20 protein-coding genes are annotated in these 18358 nt (G+C 40.8%); 11 read left to right on the top strand and 9 right to left on the bottom strand.

Annotated features, from left to right (window positions below; genetic code table 11):
* Positions 1-24 precede the first annotated feature (24 nt).
* From HGT73_RS05220 to HGT73_RS05200, 5 genes are all read left to right on the top strand, one after another.
* Positions 25-885: an HNH endonuclease gene (locus HGT73_RS05220; protein WP_214212608.1), complete on the top strand. Its 861-nt coding sequence runs from the start codon at positions 25-27 to the stop codon at positions 883-885.
* A gap of 261 nt (positions 886-1146) precedes the next feature.
* Entirely contained in the window at positions 1147-1545 is a 399-nt protein-coding gene (locus HGT73_RS05215; protein ID WP_214212607.1) for a hypothetical protein, read from the top strand.
* A gap of 357 nt (positions 1546-1902) precedes the next feature.
* Positions 1903-2112 carry a hypothetical protein gene (locus tag HGT73_RS05210; protein ID WP_214212606.1) on the top strand — a complete coding sequence of 70 codons (210 nt, stop codon included), beginning with the start codon at positions 1903-1905 and terminating at the stop codon, positions 2110-2112.
* On the top strand, positions 2113-3315 hold the full coding sequence (locus HGT73_RS05205) for a phage integrase SAM-like domain-containing protein (protein ID WP_214212605.1): 1203 nt from the start codon (positions 2113-2115) through the stop codon (positions 3313-3315).
* A 67-nt stretch (positions 3316-3382) separates the two neighbouring features.
* A complete protein-coding gene (locus HGT73_RS05200; RefSeq protein ID WP_214212604.1) occupies positions 3383-4270 on the top strand; it encodes an FRG domain-containing protein in 888 nt (295 codons plus the stop codon).
* A 260-nt stretch (positions 4271-4530) separates the two neighbouring features.
* On the opposite strand, the gene HGT73_RS05195 is transcribed toward HGT73_RS05200, so the two are convergent.
* The gene (locus HGT73_RS05195; RefSeq protein ID WP_214212603.1) at positions 4531-4692 is read right to left on the bottom strand and encodes a hypothetical protein; all 162 of its coding nucleotides are present in this window, start codon (positions 4690-4692) and stop codon (positions 4531-4533) included.
* A 506-nt stretch (positions 4693-5198) separates the two neighbouring features.
* Positions 5199-5597 carry a GFA family protein gene (locus HGT73_RS05190; RefSeq protein ID WP_214212725.1) on the bottom strand — a complete coding sequence of 133 codons (399 nt, stop codon included), beginning with the start codon at positions 5595-5597 and terminating at the stop codon, positions 5199-5201.
* A gap of 581 nt (positions 5598-6178) precedes the next feature.
* Between HGT73_RS05190 and HGT73_RS14930 the strand changes: the two genes are divergently transcribed.
* Together HGT73_RS14930 and HGT73_RS05185 are read left to right on the top strand one after the other, a co-directional pair.
* On the top strand, positions 6179-6445 hold the full coding sequence (locus HGT73_RS14930; protein ID WP_276516187.1) for a tlde1 domain-containing protein: 267 nt from the start codon (positions 6179-6181) through the stop codon (positions 6443-6445).
* Complete coding sequence (locus HGT73_RS05185; protein ID WP_338110787.1) at positions 6409-6936, top strand: tlde1 domain-containing protein; 528 nt, start codon at positions 6409-6411, stop codon at positions 6934-6936. Before HGT73_RS14930 ends, HGT73_RS05185 begins: the two co-directional genes overlap by 37 nt.
* 494 nt (positions 6937-7430) lie before the next feature.
* Here HGT73_RS05185 and HGT73_RS05180 read toward each other — a convergent pair whose 3' ends face one another.
* The 4 genes from HGT73_RS05180 to HGT73_RS05165 form a co-directional block, all read right to left on the bottom strand.
* Positions 7431-7874 carry a DUF2778 domain-containing protein gene (locus tag HGT73_RS05180; RefSeq protein ID WP_241622905.1) on the bottom strand — a complete coding sequence of 148 codons (444 nt, stop codon included), beginning with the start codon at positions 7872-7874 and terminating at the stop codon, positions 7431-7433.
* Positions 7875-8004: 130 nt separating this feature from the next.
* Positions 8005-8463, bottom strand: coding sequence for a GNAT family N-acetyltransferase (locus tag HGT73_RS05175; protein ID WP_214212601.1), 459 nt, complete (start codon positions 8461-8463; stop codon positions 8005-8007).
* 605 nt (positions 8464-9068) lie between these two features.
* Entirely contained in the window at positions 9069-10007 is a 939-nt protein-coding gene (locus HGT73_RS05170) for a DUF535 family protein (RefSeq protein WP_214212600.1), read from the bottom strand.
* Positions 10008-10191: 184 nt separating this feature from the next.
* The gene (locus tag HGT73_RS05165; RefSeq protein WP_214212599.1) at positions 10192-10452 is read right to left on the bottom strand and encodes a hypothetical protein; all 261 of its coding nucleotides are present in this window, start codon (positions 10450-10452) and stop codon (positions 10192-10194) included.
* A gap of 162 nt (positions 10453-10614) precedes the next feature.
* Between HGT73_RS05165 and HGT73_RS05160 the strand changes: the two genes are divergently transcribed.
* The gene (locus HGT73_RS05160) at positions 10615-11343 is read left to right on the top strand and encodes a 4'-phosphopantetheinyl transferase family protein (protein WP_214212598.1); all 729 of its coding nucleotides are present in this window, start codon (positions 10615-10617) and stop codon (positions 11341-11343) included.
* Here HGT73_RS05160 and alkB read toward each other — a convergent pair.
* Together alkB and apbE are read right to left on the bottom strand one after the other, a co-directional pair.
* Positions 11338-11958, bottom strand: a complete 621-nt coding sequence (alkB, locus tag HGT73_RS05155; protein ID WP_214212597.1) for a DNA oxidative demethylase AlkB — start codon at positions 11956-11958, stop codon at positions 11338-11340. The genes HGT73_RS05160 and alkB overlap by 6 nt on opposite strands.
* Before the next feature lie 20 nt (positions 11959-11978).
* Complete coding sequence (gene apbE, locus HGT73_RS05150; RefSeq protein ID WP_214212596.1) at positions 11979-13010, bottom strand: FAD:protein FMN transferase ApbE; 1032 nt, start codon at positions 13008-13010, stop codon at positions 11979-11981.
* 165 nt (positions 13011-13175) lie between these two features.
* On the opposite strand from apbE, the gene HGT73_RS05145 reads away from it, so the two are divergent.
* Positions 13176-13337, top strand: a complete 162-nt coding sequence (locus HGT73_RS05145) for a hypothetical protein (protein ID WP_214212595.1) — start codon at positions 13176-13178, stop codon at positions 13335-13337.
* Between the two features lie 67 nt (positions 13338-13404).
* On the opposite strand, the gene ompC is transcribed toward HGT73_RS05145, so the two are convergent.
* Entirely contained in the window at positions 13405-14526 is a 1122-nt protein-coding gene (ompC, locus tag HGT73_RS05140) for a porin OmpC (RefSeq protein WP_214212594.1), read from the bottom strand.
* A 517-nt stretch (positions 14527-15043) separates the two neighbouring features.
* Between ompC and rcsD the strand changes: the two genes are divergently transcribed.
* On the top strand, positions 15044-17704 hold the full coding sequence (rcsD, locus tag HGT73_RS05135; protein ID WP_214212593.1) for a phosphotransferase RcsD: 2661 nt from the start codon (positions 15044-15046) through the stop codon (positions 17702-17704).
* Positions 17697-18344 carry a response regulator transcription factor RcsB gene (rcsB, locus tag HGT73_RS05130; RefSeq protein WP_214212592.1) on the top strand — a complete coding sequence of 216 codons (648 nt, stop codon included), beginning with the start codon at positions 17697-17699 and terminating at the stop codon, positions 18342-18344. The genes rcsD and rcsB overlap by 8 nt, the downstream gene beginning before the upstream one ends.
* Positions 18345-18358: the final 14 nt, after the last annotated feature.

The following is an 18358-nucleotide window of genomic DNA, read 5'->3' as shown; positions in this document are numbered from 1 at the left end:
TGTTTAACTATCACTGGGGTAATTATGATTTGGGTGACTTACGTCTCGAATAAACCTTTTTCGAAGATAAACTTTCCTATAGGAATGCAAAACGGAATTTGGGGAGTAAATGATAAAAAGCATGGGTCGGTTAAAGATGTTAAAGAGGGAGACTTAGTCGCCTTTGTGTATTCAATATCATGGCTTAAAGCTGAAGGACCGACCCCAGCAGGTTTTTCTCGTGTAGGGAAAGATAAGTTATCTGATTTTCGGGGAATGGTAAAAAAAATCATTATAGGACGTGTCACCCGTGGCTATTATAAGTCTACTGATAAAGTTTGGCCTGATGACGAAATTTATCCCCATAGATTTAGATTTGAGATAATTAAAGACTTTGGTGAAGATATTTTATTCGGAACAGAGTTTTTTAACCAAGATTTTGTCGAAGCAGCTAGAAAATCAGCCTGTACGCAAGGTTCTGTTACTCCAACTGAAAGTATTGATGTACTTGCTGACGTTACAGTCCCAGATGAGCCTACTGATGACGCAATATCATCTTCCCATCACGCTTCAGAAGGACGTCCGATTTATCGCGTACATAAATCCAGAGAGCGTAATGCCAAACTGATTAAAATAAAAAAAGATAAAGTTATCAAAGAAACAGGTACATTAGCTTGCGAAGTCTGTAACTTTGACTTTAGCAAAGCATACGGTAAAACCGGTTCTGGGTTTGCGGAATGCCATCATATCAATCCACTAAACCTCAGAGATGAAAACGAAACAACCACCGTTAATGACCTCGCTATTCTATGTGCAAATTGTCATAGAATGATACATCGTAAAAGAGCTTGGTTGAGCGTGGATGAATTAAAGAGTATTTTCATTCAAAACAGGCCATCGAGTTAATCAAGTCTCTTTCATTATCTGAAATAGCTTATCGGTATAATCTCGGCGGAATAAATTGCTCTTTAAAAAAATTCAGCTACTGAACTCCATCGCCAAGGAAGGCTAACTTTTAGTGGCGAGTAAAGTGGATAAGACTCTGCAAACCTCTCAAAGAGATCAAACATAGTAAGCAATCCATTAATATTTTAATGCATATTGGTAATAGTTTATTCACATTACTCAATGTGTTATTTATATGTTACCAAAAAAATGGAGGGTCGCATGTTTAAAAAGATTTTATCTTTGTTTGTAGTTTTTTTCGCTTCCTTGGTTTTATCTGGATGTGATAATAACGGTAAGAAATTTGAAGGTATATGGGCAGAAAAAGGAGAATATGACACATACCAAGTATTTAAAATTGAGGACAAAGGTGATCATTTCAAGGTTACTAGACTTGACGCTGAAAATGGCAAGTTAGTGAGTAAAAACGAATATACTATGCATAGCAAAGACAAGGATACCATTGCTACAGATGATATGTTCGATATGATTTATAACGAAGAAAATAACACTATTTACGATGGGGACATGCATCTAAAAAAAGTTAAAGATGCAGATGTGCCCGATTTAATAAAAAAACTGGAAGAATCGAATTATAAATTACACCACATGAAATGGTGATATTAGATTTATCAACCACCCGCTGAGGCGGGTTTTTTATTGCCCAAAGGAAATTATTATGTACGCATACCAAGCTGATTCAGAAGCGAAACAGCACTTAAAAGCAGCACTGGCGAGAAGAATTAAACCCGAGCGGGTGTCAGGAATAAGCTATTAATGCTTTGAATACCGTGAAGATGGAGAGAAGATTGTCTGCGCTAAATTTTTTTAACCGTCACTAGTACCCACCCTTAAATCAACCCACCCTATTCCCGCACCGATAATCGGCGGTCAACTATGCCTGTAAGAAAAGTGTGTTTAGTAACGTTAATATCAACGGTTAACCAAAGCCAATACAGTAAATTATTTGGAGGACATATGAGTAAATTAATGAGAGCTAGCGCTTGGGCTAAGAGAGAATTTGAAACCGGATCACAACCAGACAATCGAACCATCAAAAAATGGGTAAGAAATGGTGTCTTACAAGGTCGTATTGTCGATGAGAGTGTGTGGGTCATATCAACTGAGCACTGGGGAATTAGTAGTATTGTATCAAACGCTGTTCATCATCTTATCAGTGAGGCGTAAATGTTAGGTCGTCCCCGCAAAAGAGAAAATAGACATCTTCCTGATCATCTCTTTTTTGATGCGTCAGCAAATGTTTATCGTTTCACACTGATAACCGGGAAGCGTAAAAGCCTTGGCTCTGATAGAGCCTTGGCCATAGCCATTGCGCGCGAATATAACAACAGAATGCGGCCTGATACGACACCTTCGCTAGACAGCCTGATCAGGGAATCTGGCGGAGAGAACGGAGAAGCTAAACCGTTTTCTGTTTATGCAGAGAAGTTATTAGACCGAGCTATCGTCGATGAAAAACCAAGCTCAGACACGGTAGCTGTCTGGAAAAACGATATCGTCCGCGTTAAAGATTTCTTCTCTGATATCTATGCCTGTGATATCCAGCTTGAGCACGTAAATGCTTTTATCGCTAAGTATCACGAAACTTCCTCAGCGAATGTGCAGAACAGGAAAGTCAGCTTTCTGAAAAAGCTATTTAGCTATGCTGTCGATGAGTCATTGATGATCGACAACCCTGCAGAGAAAAAGAAAATGCGTAGGGTTGATAAAAAGACGAGGCGGCGCCTTAGCCTTAACGATTACAGAAAGATTCATGATTCTGCCCCCCTCTGGCTTAAAACAGCAATGGACCTTGCTCTGCAGACAAGTCATGCAAGACTTGAAGTCTCACGAATAAAATATTCAATCAAGAAACCTGCTCAGGGTGTTTGCGGGTGCGTATGGTTAGATAGCCCAGAGAATGACCTATATGGAACGCTATATATTCACAGGCAGAAAGTACAACACAAGGAAGCCTCTCATGTTGCGATCCCTATCGGTCCAGCATTAAAAGCTATTATAGAGAGTAGTCGTGATAATGTTGCCAGCCCATATGTGGTGCATAGAATCCCGTTAAAAAGAAGTAATCCAATGAGCCAGGAAGTTGGGCATCCGACTCAAGTGGCACCAGATTATATAAGCCGCTCTTTTTCAAAATTGAGAGATCAAGTTGGCGTTGCATCAGCGTTACCTGAAGATCAAAGACCGACTTTTCATGAAATAAGGGCTCTATCTGCATTTTTATTTAACCAGCAAGGTATCGACCCGCAGGCAAGAATGGCTCATAGTGATGCCAAGTCTACGAGAGTGTACACTGAAAATCATATCGAGTGGGTTTGTGTACCGCATGGTGAAATTGATTTCTATCATATTTTATCCGTTCTTAACTAGCTAAAAATATCTTCACAAAGTTAATTGTCTCCCATCTTATTAACTTTAAATAACCTTGAGAGGATGTATGGTTACCACAGTTTTAAATTTCAGCAATGCGAATGACCTATTAAATCATATTTGTAGTTGGAACAACGATTACAATGGTTATGTATTTAGGGGACAATCAAGTGATACATACCAGCTAATTCCTAGTATTTTTCGTGAAAACGCTAGATATATAGCCGATAGTGAATACCCAAGAAACGGAACGAATTCCCATTTCGAATATAGCCAGATTCAGTCTGAGTTCAAGCTGCTTAGGGAGTTTTTTAAGCTTGCTGATCAAAATGGACTTAAAGTACCTATTTCAGAAAATATCAGGCGTTTTCTGATCAGCAAACATGACTATAATTTCGCTAAAAGCACTGATCAAGATTCACTCTGGATCCCAGATGACCTGCTAGATGTTGCCGCGTTAGCACAGCATTATGGTATACCTACTAGGTTACTTGATTGGTCATACGATCCTTTTATCTCAGCTTACTTTGCTGCGAGTAGCGTTAATGACTCAGAAGGAAATTTAGCAATTTGGTGTTTCAATGCAGAATGGGTATCGACATCGATGATGAGAATGTCTAATTCACCACTTCGTATAATAACTCCCCCGAACTCAGATAACCAAAATCTTTCAGCTCAAAGAGGGTTATTTACACACATTTCCACCCCAATTAATTTTAATGATACTAGTAATGTTGACAAGGAAGTTGATAGAAGACCTCTCGATGCTCAATTAGACGAGTTATTACCAATGAGAATGCAAAACAGAGATAAAACTCTCATTAAACTGATACTACCACGCTCTGAAGCCAAAGATTTATTGTATAAATTAATGCAGCACAATTATGGCGATGCGAGGATTTATCCAGGATACAACGGTGTCGCTGATCAAGTTATGCGTAAGTTTAAAAAATAAAAGTTTTATGGTGGTAAAAGTCGACCTAAGTCATTGATGTATATGATGCATATTTTGTGTTTTAGGAACTGTTTGTATATACAGTAAAACTAATTTATCTGCATGATTTAATTGAACTTATTCAATTAACGCTAGCTAACATGGGGTGTCAGGGGTCGGAGGTTCAAATCCTCTCGTGCCGACCAAAAATCCCAAAAAAAAGCAGCCACTTACGGCTGCTTTTTTTGTGCCTGTGATTTGCCAATGGTAAAAGTTCAGCCTCAATTGAGACTTTTAACCATGAAAATTACCACCCCTAACACTTTGGCATCATCAAGAGCGCCACCCTCGATAGTGCCATCGTTAGACTTGAATTTCCCATACCCCACTTCGGCAAACATCAGCTTACCGTTTACGTCGAGTAGTACTGTTCTACTTTTCATCACTTTTAACATGGTTCAGCCATAGCCCCCCCCCTCATCTGTCGAAAGGACAATAGACGATTGGTTAATGTGCATGAATGAATTAGGCATGAGTCGTGCCTCAAGGTAATAAATTGCGGGGGATGGGAGTGCTATATTCAATCCTCTTCTGGTTTCGCTAAGTTATAAGCTTCCTCGTACTGATCATTATTTTTGAATGCAACTAGCTGTTTATAGTAGCTTTGCCACTGTTTTAATTTGTTTTCAGCCGTATCATCAATCGGCTGGGGATTTACATTTACTTGATCGCCCTTTCGCATTTTACTTGATCAGGCATTCGCAAATTATTTGGACACCTCCAACATAAGTTACGATGGTGATTACAAAAGTCTGACATTACGCCCACACAATCAAACCTTTTGTAGGGTGAGACAAACAAGCATAGAGCTAGACGATGGTCGCTACGCTCCCCGTGATTTTTGTATACCCACCACGGGGACATTAGGCATCTATTCTAGAAAACTTGGTCAGTTATCAATTTGCCACTCGTCGAAGTGAGGAACACTATCACTTTCCCTTAGCCATGAAACATCATGTGAACACCAAATATGCGAAACGACTGTATTGGGTGGGGTATCATCTAAAGTAGCTACACGCAGTATCACATGGCATTGAGAAGAACGATCGGCTACGAGATGAGAACCGCAAATAGAACAAAAATGGCGAAGTTTTCCTGGGGAAGATTCATAAGATTTTAAATACTCAAATCCTTTAAGCCACCTAAAGTGCTCTCGCTTAACCCTAGCAGTTGGAACGTATGGAGCAGCATGTGATTTCCTACACGTGTTACAATGGCAATTAACTATCCCGCTAATTAATTCATCACACTCATAACCAATAGTTTTACAGAGGCAACTTCCTTTCATTTTTATCCTTACCTTTCTGTTTAGATTACCTAATTTTGCCATATATTTTTTAATAGAACCTGTCACTATCGAGTATATCTAGGATAAATGATTAACAATCCTATTTCCTTTCTAGGATCAACTATAAAAATCACATAGCCCATATTTCCTATAATGCCACCTTACACATACCGTTCAAACGCACTCAGATCTATTCTGAGGAGTAACGGATAAAACTCCTCAAAATGCCTTAGAATCGCTTAGATGAATTATGAGGTTATGAATCGTTATGCGTTCAAGTAACTAATTGAGGACTTTGGGCTGATTACCTATCAAACGCTACAAAACACTGTCCTATCACCCCATCGAAAACGGTGAGTGGGAAAATAAATTTTTTACTTAGCTGTGAAGCGTTGGCAGAGTGTCGGGATGCAATCCTGATCAATAGATCGTGTTGACGGTATAGCACTCACATCTTTTTTAAAAACACAAAGCATTCAGAATTAATTTTTTGTATCACCAATGTATAAATCCAGATCAAATAATATCTAACTTTAACTTGATACAATCATTAGCATTTTATATTCAAAAGGATTTGACAGATGCAAATTATGAGAATGAGCTATGACGATCTGACAAAAGGCGGTGGTGAAGCTAAATTGCACGTTTATGGAGTTGGAACTTTCCCAGTTTTTTCTGGACAGAAATCCTACACAAATAATCCGAACTGTACATATCTTCCAAACAGCGCCATTCCATTAGGACGATATTGGATTGTTGATCGTGCAGAAGGTAGTTTGGCTAACAAAATTAGAGGTTGGGCTATCGACCTATGGAATGGTTTATTCTTTTCAATTCAAGCACCATGAGTGATAACGTATTTATCAACGGTGTTTCACGTGGAGGATTTCGTCTTTATCCACTACGGCCTGATGGCTCTGGACTCAGTGAAGGGTGCATTACATTCTTAAAACGAAACGATTTTTATAAAGTTAGGAAGAACCTCATCCATCGTAAAAAAGTTCGAGTTATAAACTCTAATTTGGGTCTCATGGCATACGGATACGTTGACGTTCAAGGAAAAAGTGATTTTGATAAATGCAAAAGGGCTAAAAAAATAATATGTTTCGTGCTCTGTTTTATCTTAGCATTTACTATTTCCAGTTATGGAATGCCACTTTATTCGATAACAAGTTGGCTTGTAGATCATTCTTACCAGTTATTAAGTCATTACCAGAGCAACACTTATGAAGAAGGTTCAGATCCTATAACATTCACATCTTTACTAACTGTTATTAGTCTATACGCAATAATTTTTTATAACCTAATACGATGCTTTTTTAAAAAAATAAGGGGTTAACGCTGCACATGTACCTTAGACACTTAGGTCTAGGCCCCGGGCTCCGGCAGGATAAACAGACATACAGCGCTGATAAAGTGAGTTTCTAAGGAGTAGCAAGCGGCATAGTGTGATTGCAGAAGTCTGACACTACGCCCACACAATCAAACCTTTTGCAGGGTGAGACAAACAAGCATAGAGCTAGACGATGGTCGCTACGCTCCCCGTGATTTTTGTATACCCACCACCGAGGCATTAGGTTTTCTATGGTTGAATAATAGTTTACGAGTTTCGACGAATACACAGAACACAGATGAGCATGGATATGATCAGCGCAATCCAAAATGTAAAATCAAACAGCAAATCAGTAGTCTCTTCCACTCCTACTGTATTTAACCACGATGCCAGATAATCAGTGACGTTTGGCCACAACAGCGAAATTAGTTTGCTAATGACAAAAAACATCACCACCAACAACATGAGAAAACACAATGTACGCTTAATCCATTTGAGCATTAATCAACCTTTATTGTGCCGTAAGCCATTAGAAGCGAACCAGGAACATATATCATACTGGTTTTAAGCAGACGATTACGAAGATAGTCAAAATCAGTAATATGGCTGAGCGTAATACAACCTTCACTAAGTCCACGTGGACCAATTGGATGTAACCTGAAATTACCTCGCCGCACACCATCAATAAATGTATAGTCGTCGATCTTACCGTCTCGGCGATACAGAGAAAACCACTGACTACGATCCGTACCATAAGAATACTTCAGAGCAGCTTCACGAATTGAACTCAAACACCCACCTGACTGACGCCCGATAATGTAATACGTTCCCTGCGGAATAGGACCAATATTAGGAACACTTGTTAGGCTAGCATTATTGCGACCTTGCCTCTGACCAGAAAATGCAGGGAACCTACCAACGCCGCTACATGTAAGTAAAGACATTGGCATGCCGTTGTTGGTGAAAAAACACGTTATTGCCATAACTATCCCTTGTATTTAAATTCCAAAAGTCACATATTTTTACCGTAAAGCCATCTACTGCGCCCTCCCTTGGTGCTATAACCGCGTTACATTAAAGAAGCTCTTTGCGCATAAAAACGCTCAAAGGATCTGCTTTATACGGGGAGAATGCATCGCACATGTCGTACCCACATCTGCGATAAAGCGCTATAACCGGTTGCTGGTGAATACCTGTTTCAAGCTGCAATAGTCGCGAATTATTTTCTGAAGCAATTCCCTCAATTGCACTGATTATCTTCTCTCCAAGCTTCCTTCCTCGGTATTCCGGTCGAATATAAACCTGCTTAATCTCAGCTGATCCATCTTCGTGAAATAGCAAAGCTCCACAGCCTGCAGGTGTATCCCCCTCATCACATACGATCACGCACCTTAGCTGTTCGTCACTGACTGCTGAAAGATCTAGGAGGTGGTTACTTTCTGCAGGGTACAATTCGCTCTGAAAAGCATCGAGCTCGCTAACCAACCGCGCCAAGTCAGAATTCCCTTTATCAACTTCTGAAATGTTAAACATTCACTATCCTCAATTCAGTTTTAGCTACTGAATCTACCATGCCTATTCCAACTATGACATCTATCCATATTAACCCTAAAGCCACCTTACGCATACCGCTCAAAGCCATTCTGTGGTGTAACGGTAAAACTCACCGTCTCCCGCTCAAACGCCTTATAATCGTTTAAATAGTTTAAAATGACTTAGATGAATTCGGGTGCTTAAAATCGACCAATAACACTGAATGTAGAGGCAAGCGTAATAAAAGTACTGATGGGTGTGAGACTAGAAGAGTGAAAAAATAGATTATCAATAATACTTAAAATACTTTTTCCGCATGAAATTGTTAGGTTAGAAAAGTAAAGGTGTTAAGTCGGTCACTATACTCCAACTCACTCTTTTATAGTGATTCATTGGATAATCTATTATTGTGCCAGTCATTATTACGCAATCAATACAACATTACCTAAAACAGAGTGTCCAAAAAAAATCATAGACTGCTTTATGTAGCAATAAAAATTGCCTAACCGACATTGCCCCACCCTTAAGGTGAACCAATGTCGGCTATTAACCTAGCGGCTTATCAGGGCTCCACCTACATAATAGTGCCCTACCTGACAACGATATTAAGCGTTCGAGACCTGTAATTGTGGCGACGCAATCCGCTGTTGAGGATTTTCTGATAAACGGCGTAAATGATGAGTAACATCAATCATCATCTGTTGACGCAGTGCTTCACGTTTACGAAAAGCGGAGCGATGTTTACTTTCGACTAGCTCAACATTCCTTTCCGCTTCATGGCGAGGAAGTTGATACCACCCCTCAGCATCACACTCTGTACACACTTCTTCCCAAAAGGAGTTATAACTCGATTTGAGAACATGTGATTTGATATGGTGACTATCGGAAATCCCGCAAATTTTCTCAACCCCGAAACCATCGGAAATAGCATAGGCCGCTGACAATAAGAGATTTTTAGGACGTAATCCATACATGGCTTTGGTAATTGCTCGCACTTGGTCTTGACCTTCCCCAGGTTTCGGCCCTTGTAAACCACAAAGATAAAGGATTTTTCCGGTCTCATCAAAGGAGAACGTTAGACTATAGAGGGCTTCCTCACAGTTTGGAACATAAAGGTAAATCCCAATCTCACCTTCACGTACAAAACGTGAATGTTTGAGCTTAAGTGTTGCCTCTTCCTCATTCTTCAATTGCAACGTCGCCAAAGTGATCCCGGGGGCGTTGGGTGCGAAGATCGCCGGAATAAACTTAGGATTGATGCTCTGATCAAGACGGTACAGAGTGGTGGATGCTGCCTTCAGCTTTTGCTTAACGGTCCAATTTTTGTTCAGATATTTATTAAAAGGACGCGCGACCAGGCCTACGACGTGTTCACTCGGGATAACCTGCTGGGCCACGGCTGAATGCTTACACTGCTGAAAATATTCCCAGTAAAGAATAGGATGCGTCAGCAAAGTTCGGCAAGCGCGCTTATAGAAATTAAATTTTCTAATCGCTTCATTCCATTTTGGATTGTTTTTACGCCAAGTTCTAAAACGTCCCATCGAAATACCCTAGTCTAATTCAGATTTGTGCGAAAACTACCGCGATATCTAAACAGGATAATCGAATTATTCTTAACGAACTCTCAACAGAGATAAATTTTATTTACTATTTCCTTACGAAGGAAGCAGGCAATCAGGGGGAATAGAAAGAAGGGAGTTGAGCAGCCGCAGCTGCCCACAAAAATTAGCTTTCTTGCTCTTGGTGATTAATTTCAATTTCGATATTTTGAATGGTTTCATCAATATCATCGAGTAATTTACCCTGCTCATTAAGCAGTGCATTTATTTGCTCAGCGAATTGGGGATGCTTATATTCACCTGCATCAAAAGCCAACCACTGTGCAGAAAGCCTTTCAGTATTGTTTTGTGCGTAGTGACGCATTTCTTTTAATTGCGAGACAACATCACGAAAATACTCACCTTGCGTTTTTTCTACTTCGCTCATTACAATAACTCCTTTATCGTTGTAGTAAACCTATACAAAGCTTGGCAAATTTCAGTGAAATATCCTTCAGATTTATCCGTAATACCCTTTCGGCTATATGTCTCGCCGTTGCAACGCTTTCACGCTATCCTTTATCCCTGACTCAATCATAAAGAATGAACTATGTCACCTTTACTTCCGCCGAACTTTAACGTTGAACAGCTTGATAGTTACCAAGCTTTTATTCCTCACGCTGAGTTTTGTTATTCCCCCTACTGCACTGCTTGCTGTCAATTTTCTATTGATGCCTTAACCCCTATGGTTATCCAGTCACTTGGATTTACCCTTCCACAGACATTGAAACAAGCAGTCAAAAAGCGCCAAGCTGAGTATCTTGCCAGCCGCTGGTTAGTGGCCAAACTCCTTTTACCTGAGAACAAGTCTTTTCAGCTATTAAACCGTGCAGACCGTTCACCCATTTGGCCGTTAGGTTTCTCAGGCTCTCTTTCTCACCATGATCATAAAGCTTTCGTTGTACTTGATGCATCGCCTGCATTAGTCGGCAATGATATTGAGCGAATGTTGACAGAAGATAAGGCGAAAGAACTGCAATCAATGATCATGAATGATGCCGAATTCGATCTCTTGATGACATCGGGCTTTTCATCGGCGCAAGCAACTACCCTTCTTTTCTCGCTCAAAGAGACCGTCTATAAGGCCGTTTATCCCGAAGTCCAAACATTATTTGGCTTTGAACAAGTAATACTCACTGCAATTAATCCTATAAATAATATTGCAACAGTCAAATTATCGCGCCTTGCTCGTCCTAATGAATATCCAGAATATTGGCCAATTAATTACTGCCTAACAATAAACGAGGTAATGAGTTGGACGGTTATGAAAAGATTATAACGCCTGACGGAAGGTTAAATTGAAACGATAAGGCCCGGTTAAAGGATGGATACCGGCTTTAATCGGTAAGATGCCATGAAAACATAAGCGTGAAGCCCCCCCCCACACCACAACATCCCCATGCTCTAATAAAACTTTAGCTGTTTTATCGCTGCGCATCAGTCCCCCAAAGAGAAAAATTGCCGGTAGTCCAAGTGAAATCGAAACAATAGGTTGCGTTAAATCGCGTTCATTTTTGTCTTGATGCAACGTCATTTTGCTGTCAACAGCATAACGATTAATCAAGCAGCTGTCTGGAATAAAATCGGCATAACCCGCTGTGGCAGCAGCGCGTTTCGCCAAGTCGAGAAAAGTCTGATTCAGCGCAATGGTCTCTCTCGTATTTAGATAACCGTCACGTGCCGATACCCATTGTGCGGCACCACAGCCAGTCATGGCTGCAGACATAGTAAATCCACCAGGCGTTACCCGATGTATAAAGGGATGTTGCATCGCTATCCGATTAATTTCTTGGTAAAGGACTAAATCATCCTGTTGCACAAAGCGTCGTAGGATCAGCGCACCGGGGGCAAGAGCCTCCTGCCAAGGCTCCTCATCATGAAAAAAGTCTAACATTACTTCTCCATATTGATCGGTTAGTCATTAACTAAAAATGTCTTAAAGGTCGGCGATGCCCAGCCAATAAAATGATCGCCTTGTTTAACGATTAAATAAACGGCGAGATGATCACGTAATGCTAATGCTTTTGCTTTTTCCGTTCCCAGTACCATTAACCCTGTATCCCACGAATCTGCCTCTAATGCAGTGGTTGCGATAACGGTTGCTGAAACCAAGTGATGTTCGATCGGCCGGCCAGTTGCGGGATCAATAATATGCGAAATACGTTTACCATCTAACTCATAATAATTACGATAATCACCGGAGGTACTAATTCCATGCCCTTGTAAATCGACCACAATTTGTGCCTGATTCACTTTATCAGTCGGTTTTTGTACTGCAACCCGCCATGAGTTACCTTGTTGATTATGACCCCGAGAAATGAGTGCCCCGCCTACCGACACTAAATAATTTCGCACGCCTTGCTGCTCCATCAATCTCGCAAGATGATCCGCCGCAAATCCCTCACCGACCGTTGATAAATCGACATACAGATCAGGAATATCTTTTCTCAACGTATTACCACTGGCGCTTACACTTAAGGTTAAATGCTGTAAACCCACTTTTTCTTTCGCTAAAGCTATCTGTGAATCACTCGGCGTATGAGTCGGAATTGCATCAGGGCCAAACCCCCACAAGTTAACCAGAGGCCCGATGGTAATATCCATGGCGCCTTGCGTCGCACGGCCAACTTTCATTGCACTGGTAATAATGGCTGCGACATTATCACTGACAGGCTGCGGAGCTAGGCTCGGGTTCTGATTGAACCGAGAAAGCCACGAATCCTTTTTCCACGTCGAGAGTTCTTGATCATCTTGGTCTAGTTGTTGTTGGATAAGGTCGGGAAGTGCCTTGGCCTGTGTGGCTGATAATCCACTTGCCGTTACCCGCCAAACGGTTCCCATTGTTTTACCTTGAAACACGTGATCCTGCTCTAGCGCTCGCTCACACCCTAGTAGTAATACACCGATTATCAGTACGGATGTAAGACGAAATCCTCTTTTTATCATGGTTGGTCTCTCACTGCTTGAGCCGAAAAGAAGCAAAGCGCGCATCACTGTGCACCAGATTAGAGCCTTCATTCTACTGATTAAGCCCCTATTGTACGTGTCAGCCAATGCTAACATTGGCACCGTCTTTGCAGTGATAAGGTACGCTTAATGAGGAGGTGACCGATGCAAAGATTTCAACAATTATTAACCCAATGTCGAGCATTGTATGACCAATGGTTATTAGGTGGTGGTTTTAGCGCTAATGGATTGTTTATGGAAGGACATTACTGCTTACGAGATTCTACTTCATCTTCACAACCGAATAACCAATCCCCCACCCTATAATTGGCTATATTCCTCTCAAAAAAATAGGATGCTTAAGCATCCTATTTTCGTTAACAATCCAGCGTAATTAGAACTGGTAAACCAAGCCCAATGCAACGGTATTATCAGTTGTGATACCCGCAGCTTCAGTGAAGGTATTATCTTTCAGCAAGTTGATTTGATAATCAACATAGGTAGACATGTTTTTGTTGAAGTAATAAGTGGCACCAACATCAACATATTTCTTCAAGTTTTGCGTGCCATAAGTACCAATATCAGAGCCACGTGAGGTGACGTAGGCTAAAGAAGGACGTAAGCCAAAATCAAATTGGTACTGAGCTACTAGCTCAAGGTTATTAGCTTTGTTCGCATAGCCGTAAACGCTGTCGCTGCTGCTTGAATCACCAAATTTGGTGGCGTTATAAGAACGGGTAAACATTGCTGCTAAGTAGACTTGGTTAGCGTCATACTTTAATCCACCCGAATAAGCCGTCGCTTTATCACCGCGGCCTTGAATTGCACTGTAATTGTTACTGCCATTTTGATCGTTCGTACGATCAGACGAGAACATTGCTCCGCCAACAGATAAACCGTTACCTAGATCGTAGGTCGTGCTGAGTCCCCAACCATCGCCGTTTTGCCCTAAAACATCACGACCGTTCGGTGACTCAGTCGAATTACTATTTTTTCCTTGATATTGGACGGCGAAATTTAATCCATCAACAAGACCAAAGAAATTATTATTACGATAAGTAGCTAAACCGTTACTACGTTGGAATAAGAAGTTGTCAGCACCGTAGGTATCACCACCGAATTCCGGCAGTACATCTGTCCAGCCAGCAATATCATACATTACGCCATAACTACGGCCATAATCGATTGAGCCTGAATTAGCAAAACGTAGACCGGCGTAGCCAATACGCGTGTAATTATTTGCCGTACCTTGTGACTCAGCGTTATTTAACGCAACTTGATATTCCCATTGCCCATAACCTGTCAGTTGATCGGTAACTTGTGTTTCGCCTTGAAAACCGAAACGCATATAAGATTCGTCACCGTTGTTACTGTCATCATTAGAAAAATAATGTAGACCGTCGACTTTACCGAATAAATCTAATTTATTACCATCTTTATTGTAGATTTCTGCAGCACCTGCAGAACCTGCGACGAGAAGTGCGGGAATAAGCAAAGAAAGAGCGCGGATTTTCATCTTTATTTTCCTCGAAAACTATCAATCCTGAAAAAAAATCAAGTAATTGTGCAAAAAACACTTCACTGGCTATAATAGTAAGGCGAAGTGTGAAAATCTTTGTAGCAAAACAATAAAACATAGAAGATGTTTCAACGTATTTCTAATTTATGTACAAATGTAAATTTTCAACCTATAAATTTCATCTTTTAGCGCCATCAATGACAATTTCTGACGATCATTGACATTTACCCTCATCCTGTTTTGTGGGTAAAACTCGATATCGCTCTTCTAATCGCACTGAATGTTCAAACGATTAGCCTTCTAAGTATTACTATTACCCCGCTATCATCATTTATATTTATTATTGTTTTTTTATCTAAGTTATAAGTTTTATTCACTTCCTACCGAGCTTCTGCTCGGTTTTTTTTGCCCCGCAATCGAAGCTATTTTCTTATGATTGACGGCGACAGTTACACCTTCTGTAACTTCTGGCATAATTGCACAATACCGCCTATCTCCGACAATTGAGACTTGTATGCTGTTTAAAATACCTGAAATGACGCCAAATAATTTGCGTAAACTTCTTATCTTGCTGCTTACGCTACTTATCATTTCTTTTATCAGTTTGGTATACAGCAACGGTTTAACCATTATCGAGCAACAAGGTGAGTCAGTCAGTATCTTCACAAAATCGTTACAAAACCGTATCAATAAATACCGTTATATCTCTTGGCAAATTTTTGACTCAGCCACCCGAGATGCCCTTAACGCTGAAGCGAATAATAATTCAATCGATCAATCTACCCTTCAACCTGGTATTTACGCCCTGACAACACCCTCGCCTAAAGTTGAAACCCTAATCTTTGGCGAACACAGCTTGTCAACTGAACAGCTCGCTTTACACACTTCTCAGTATACAGAGACCTTGTGGGCCTCAGCGAAATTGACGTGGACGCTGTACTATCTCAATGGCGAGGATAATAGCCTTTCTGTGATTACCAATGGGCAACTTATTAGTAAATTAAACCGCTATGAAGGACGGAATATCGCCTCATATATTGCAGGGCGTCGCAATGAAATGTTGCAACAAGCGAACACTTTGGATGAGAAAGAGAGTTTTTCTCCTTTGCGTCGTAATCTGCAGCTTTCCGATACGGCATTTATCACGCTGCGTACCACATTTAATCAACCTGGTCATCTTGCTACCATTTTAGCGGTCGATCTGCCGATTGATGATATCAATAATAACCAGTTAGATCTTTCAGCATTACAAATTCATAATGAAGAAGTCATTGTAAAAAAAGGCGGATCGGGCAGTAATTCGCTTAACCTCTCGGCATTAAGTATCGACATCATTCGTCCATTAAATGATTCTCCGCTCTCGGCTATCTACCATTTACCTTTAATGCACGTCATTCATGCAATGATCGATGAACTCTTACCGGTTTATTTGATCTTATTAGGGCTAATTGCCCTGATTGCAACGGCATTAGTATTTGTAAAGGAAAATAAAGCACAGCCAACGGTAAAGGTGGATCCGTGGGTGGAAAAATTGCAGCAATTCGCGCAAGAATTAGTTAAGAACTTTCCCCTTGGCTATCTTATCTATGATGCGAATCAAGAAAAAATTCTACTTTCTAACGAAATATCCGATCATTTAGTCCCGCACCTTAATGTCAAAAAAATGGTGGATATGTCCTCAAATCCGTTCGAGCTTTTGCAGGTCACGGTAAATAATGAGATTTATCAAGTCCGGCATTACACCAGTCAAGTGATTAACCACTATCATATATTTGCCTTCCGTGAACAAAATCGCGAGCAACTGGTCAATCAACAACTGCAACAAGCGCAAAGCGTGCTAGAGAAAAATCATACATTGCGCCAGCAATTCTTTGAACAATTAAGTGCCACGTTGGCTAAGCCGATGCACCGGGTTGAACATGATGTCACGCAATTTGATAGCTTATCGCCCCATACACTCCCCGATGGCTTACGCCAAGGCGTGAAACACTTAGGACGCTTAGTCGGCAATATCAGTACCTTAAATGAAGTTGAATCGGGTCGCTGGGTGCCTGATCCGCAGGAGATCGACCTGCAACATATTTTGGATGACGTCATCACGGAAACTCAATCCATAGCAACCGAAAAAGGGGTACTGCTCGTGGTCGACAACAGTGAATTGGTAGAAAGCCATCGATTGGGCGACGCGTCACTCATTTTTCAGATAATTACAACTATACTTCGCTACTCGATAGAAAATACAGTATGGGGAAAAATTAAATTAAAGATTTCGCAAAGTACGGAATATGCTGATCGACTTTTGCTAGAAATTGTTGATACTGGGCCGGGGCTTTCTCCACAAGAGCAGGAAAATATTGAGTTTCCGTTTATCAACGCCGTCAGTGCTGAGAACGCAGAATATTCAACTAGCTTAGACCTGTTCTTTTGTAGACAGTTGCTATCGCTGTTTCACGGAACGTTAGTTATTGAGTCGAAGATTCCTATTGGTACACGTTATCAATTGGCGTTTACTGTACCGCCAGTCACATCAACGGAAGAAGGTGATGAGCAAATTCTGGAAGGTGTCCGAGTATTGGTCAGTATTGTCGCCGATGATGTTCGCTCTATTATCTGTCGACAACTTCTGCGCTGGGGAGCGAAGTATGATTTTCCAGAGGATCGATATTCAGGTCAACAGTGTGATCTGATGATTACCGATGATGTGGAACAACTGGACGATTGGGGAGTCCTACTCTCTACCAAGCCTGAGTTATTGACCCGTCATCTCCGTCACAAACAGGCTAATACTAATATTAGCCGTTCTATCCTCGATGCCATTATGGCATTGATAGAACAACAAATTGCAGAAGATGTATTATCACAAGGAGAGGAAAATGTATCGACTTCATTGTGGGGGAATTCAGAGTACTACTCAATCTTTGAACAAACCGTTAAAGAAGATATGGACAAGTTACGCAGTGAAGTGGCTAGTGAAAACGACGCTGCACTTGCCTTAACAGCACATCGACTCAAGGGCGTTTTTGCGATGCTAAATTTGCAAAAAGGTAAAATGTACTGCGAGACGATTGAGCAACAGATTGAGCAACACCATAAATCGAACATTATGATGAGTATCAGTGAACTTCAGCACTATGTTGACTCACTGCTACAGCAAGGTAGCCAAAAAAATGAATAATATGAATGTAATTATCGCCGACGACCATCCGATTGTACTTTTCGGAATTCGTAAATCGTTAGAACAAATCGAATGGGTCAATGTAGTGGGCGAATTTGAAGACTCTACCACACTGATTAACAATCTTGGTAAACTTGATGCCCATGTACTGATTACCGATCTCTCTATGCCTGGAGATAAATACGGTGACGGTATTACCCTTATCAAATATATCAAGCGTCATTACCCTGATATCTCAATCATTGTTTTGACGATGAACAACAATCCTGCCATTTTAGGATCAGTGCTTGATCTTGATATTGAAGGTATTGTTCTTAAACAAGGTGCACCCACTGACTTACCAAAAGCTCTAGCCGCGTTACAAAAAGGGAAGAAATACACCCCAGACTCTGTGGCACGTCTGTTAGAGAAAATTAGTGCAGGTGGCTATGGAGATAAACGCCTCTCACCAAAAGAGAGTGAAGTACTACGTCTTTTTGCTGAGGGCTTCTTAGTCACTGAAATTGCACGTAAACTCAATCGCAGTATTAAAACGATCAGTAGCCAAAAGAAATCAGCGATGATGAAGTTAGGCGTCGACAATGATATTGCTCTGCTTAACTATCTCTCTTCAGTAAGCCACTCCTCAAACGAAGAGTAGCAGGACAAAACTAG

Source organism: Rosenbergiella australiborealis (genome assembly GCF_018494035.1).
GTDB lineage: Bacteria > Pseudomonadota > Gammaproteobacteria > Enterobacterales > Enterobacteriaceae > Rosenbergiella > Rosenbergiella australiborealis.
This window is presented reverse-complemented; position numbering and strand designations above follow the sequence as displayed.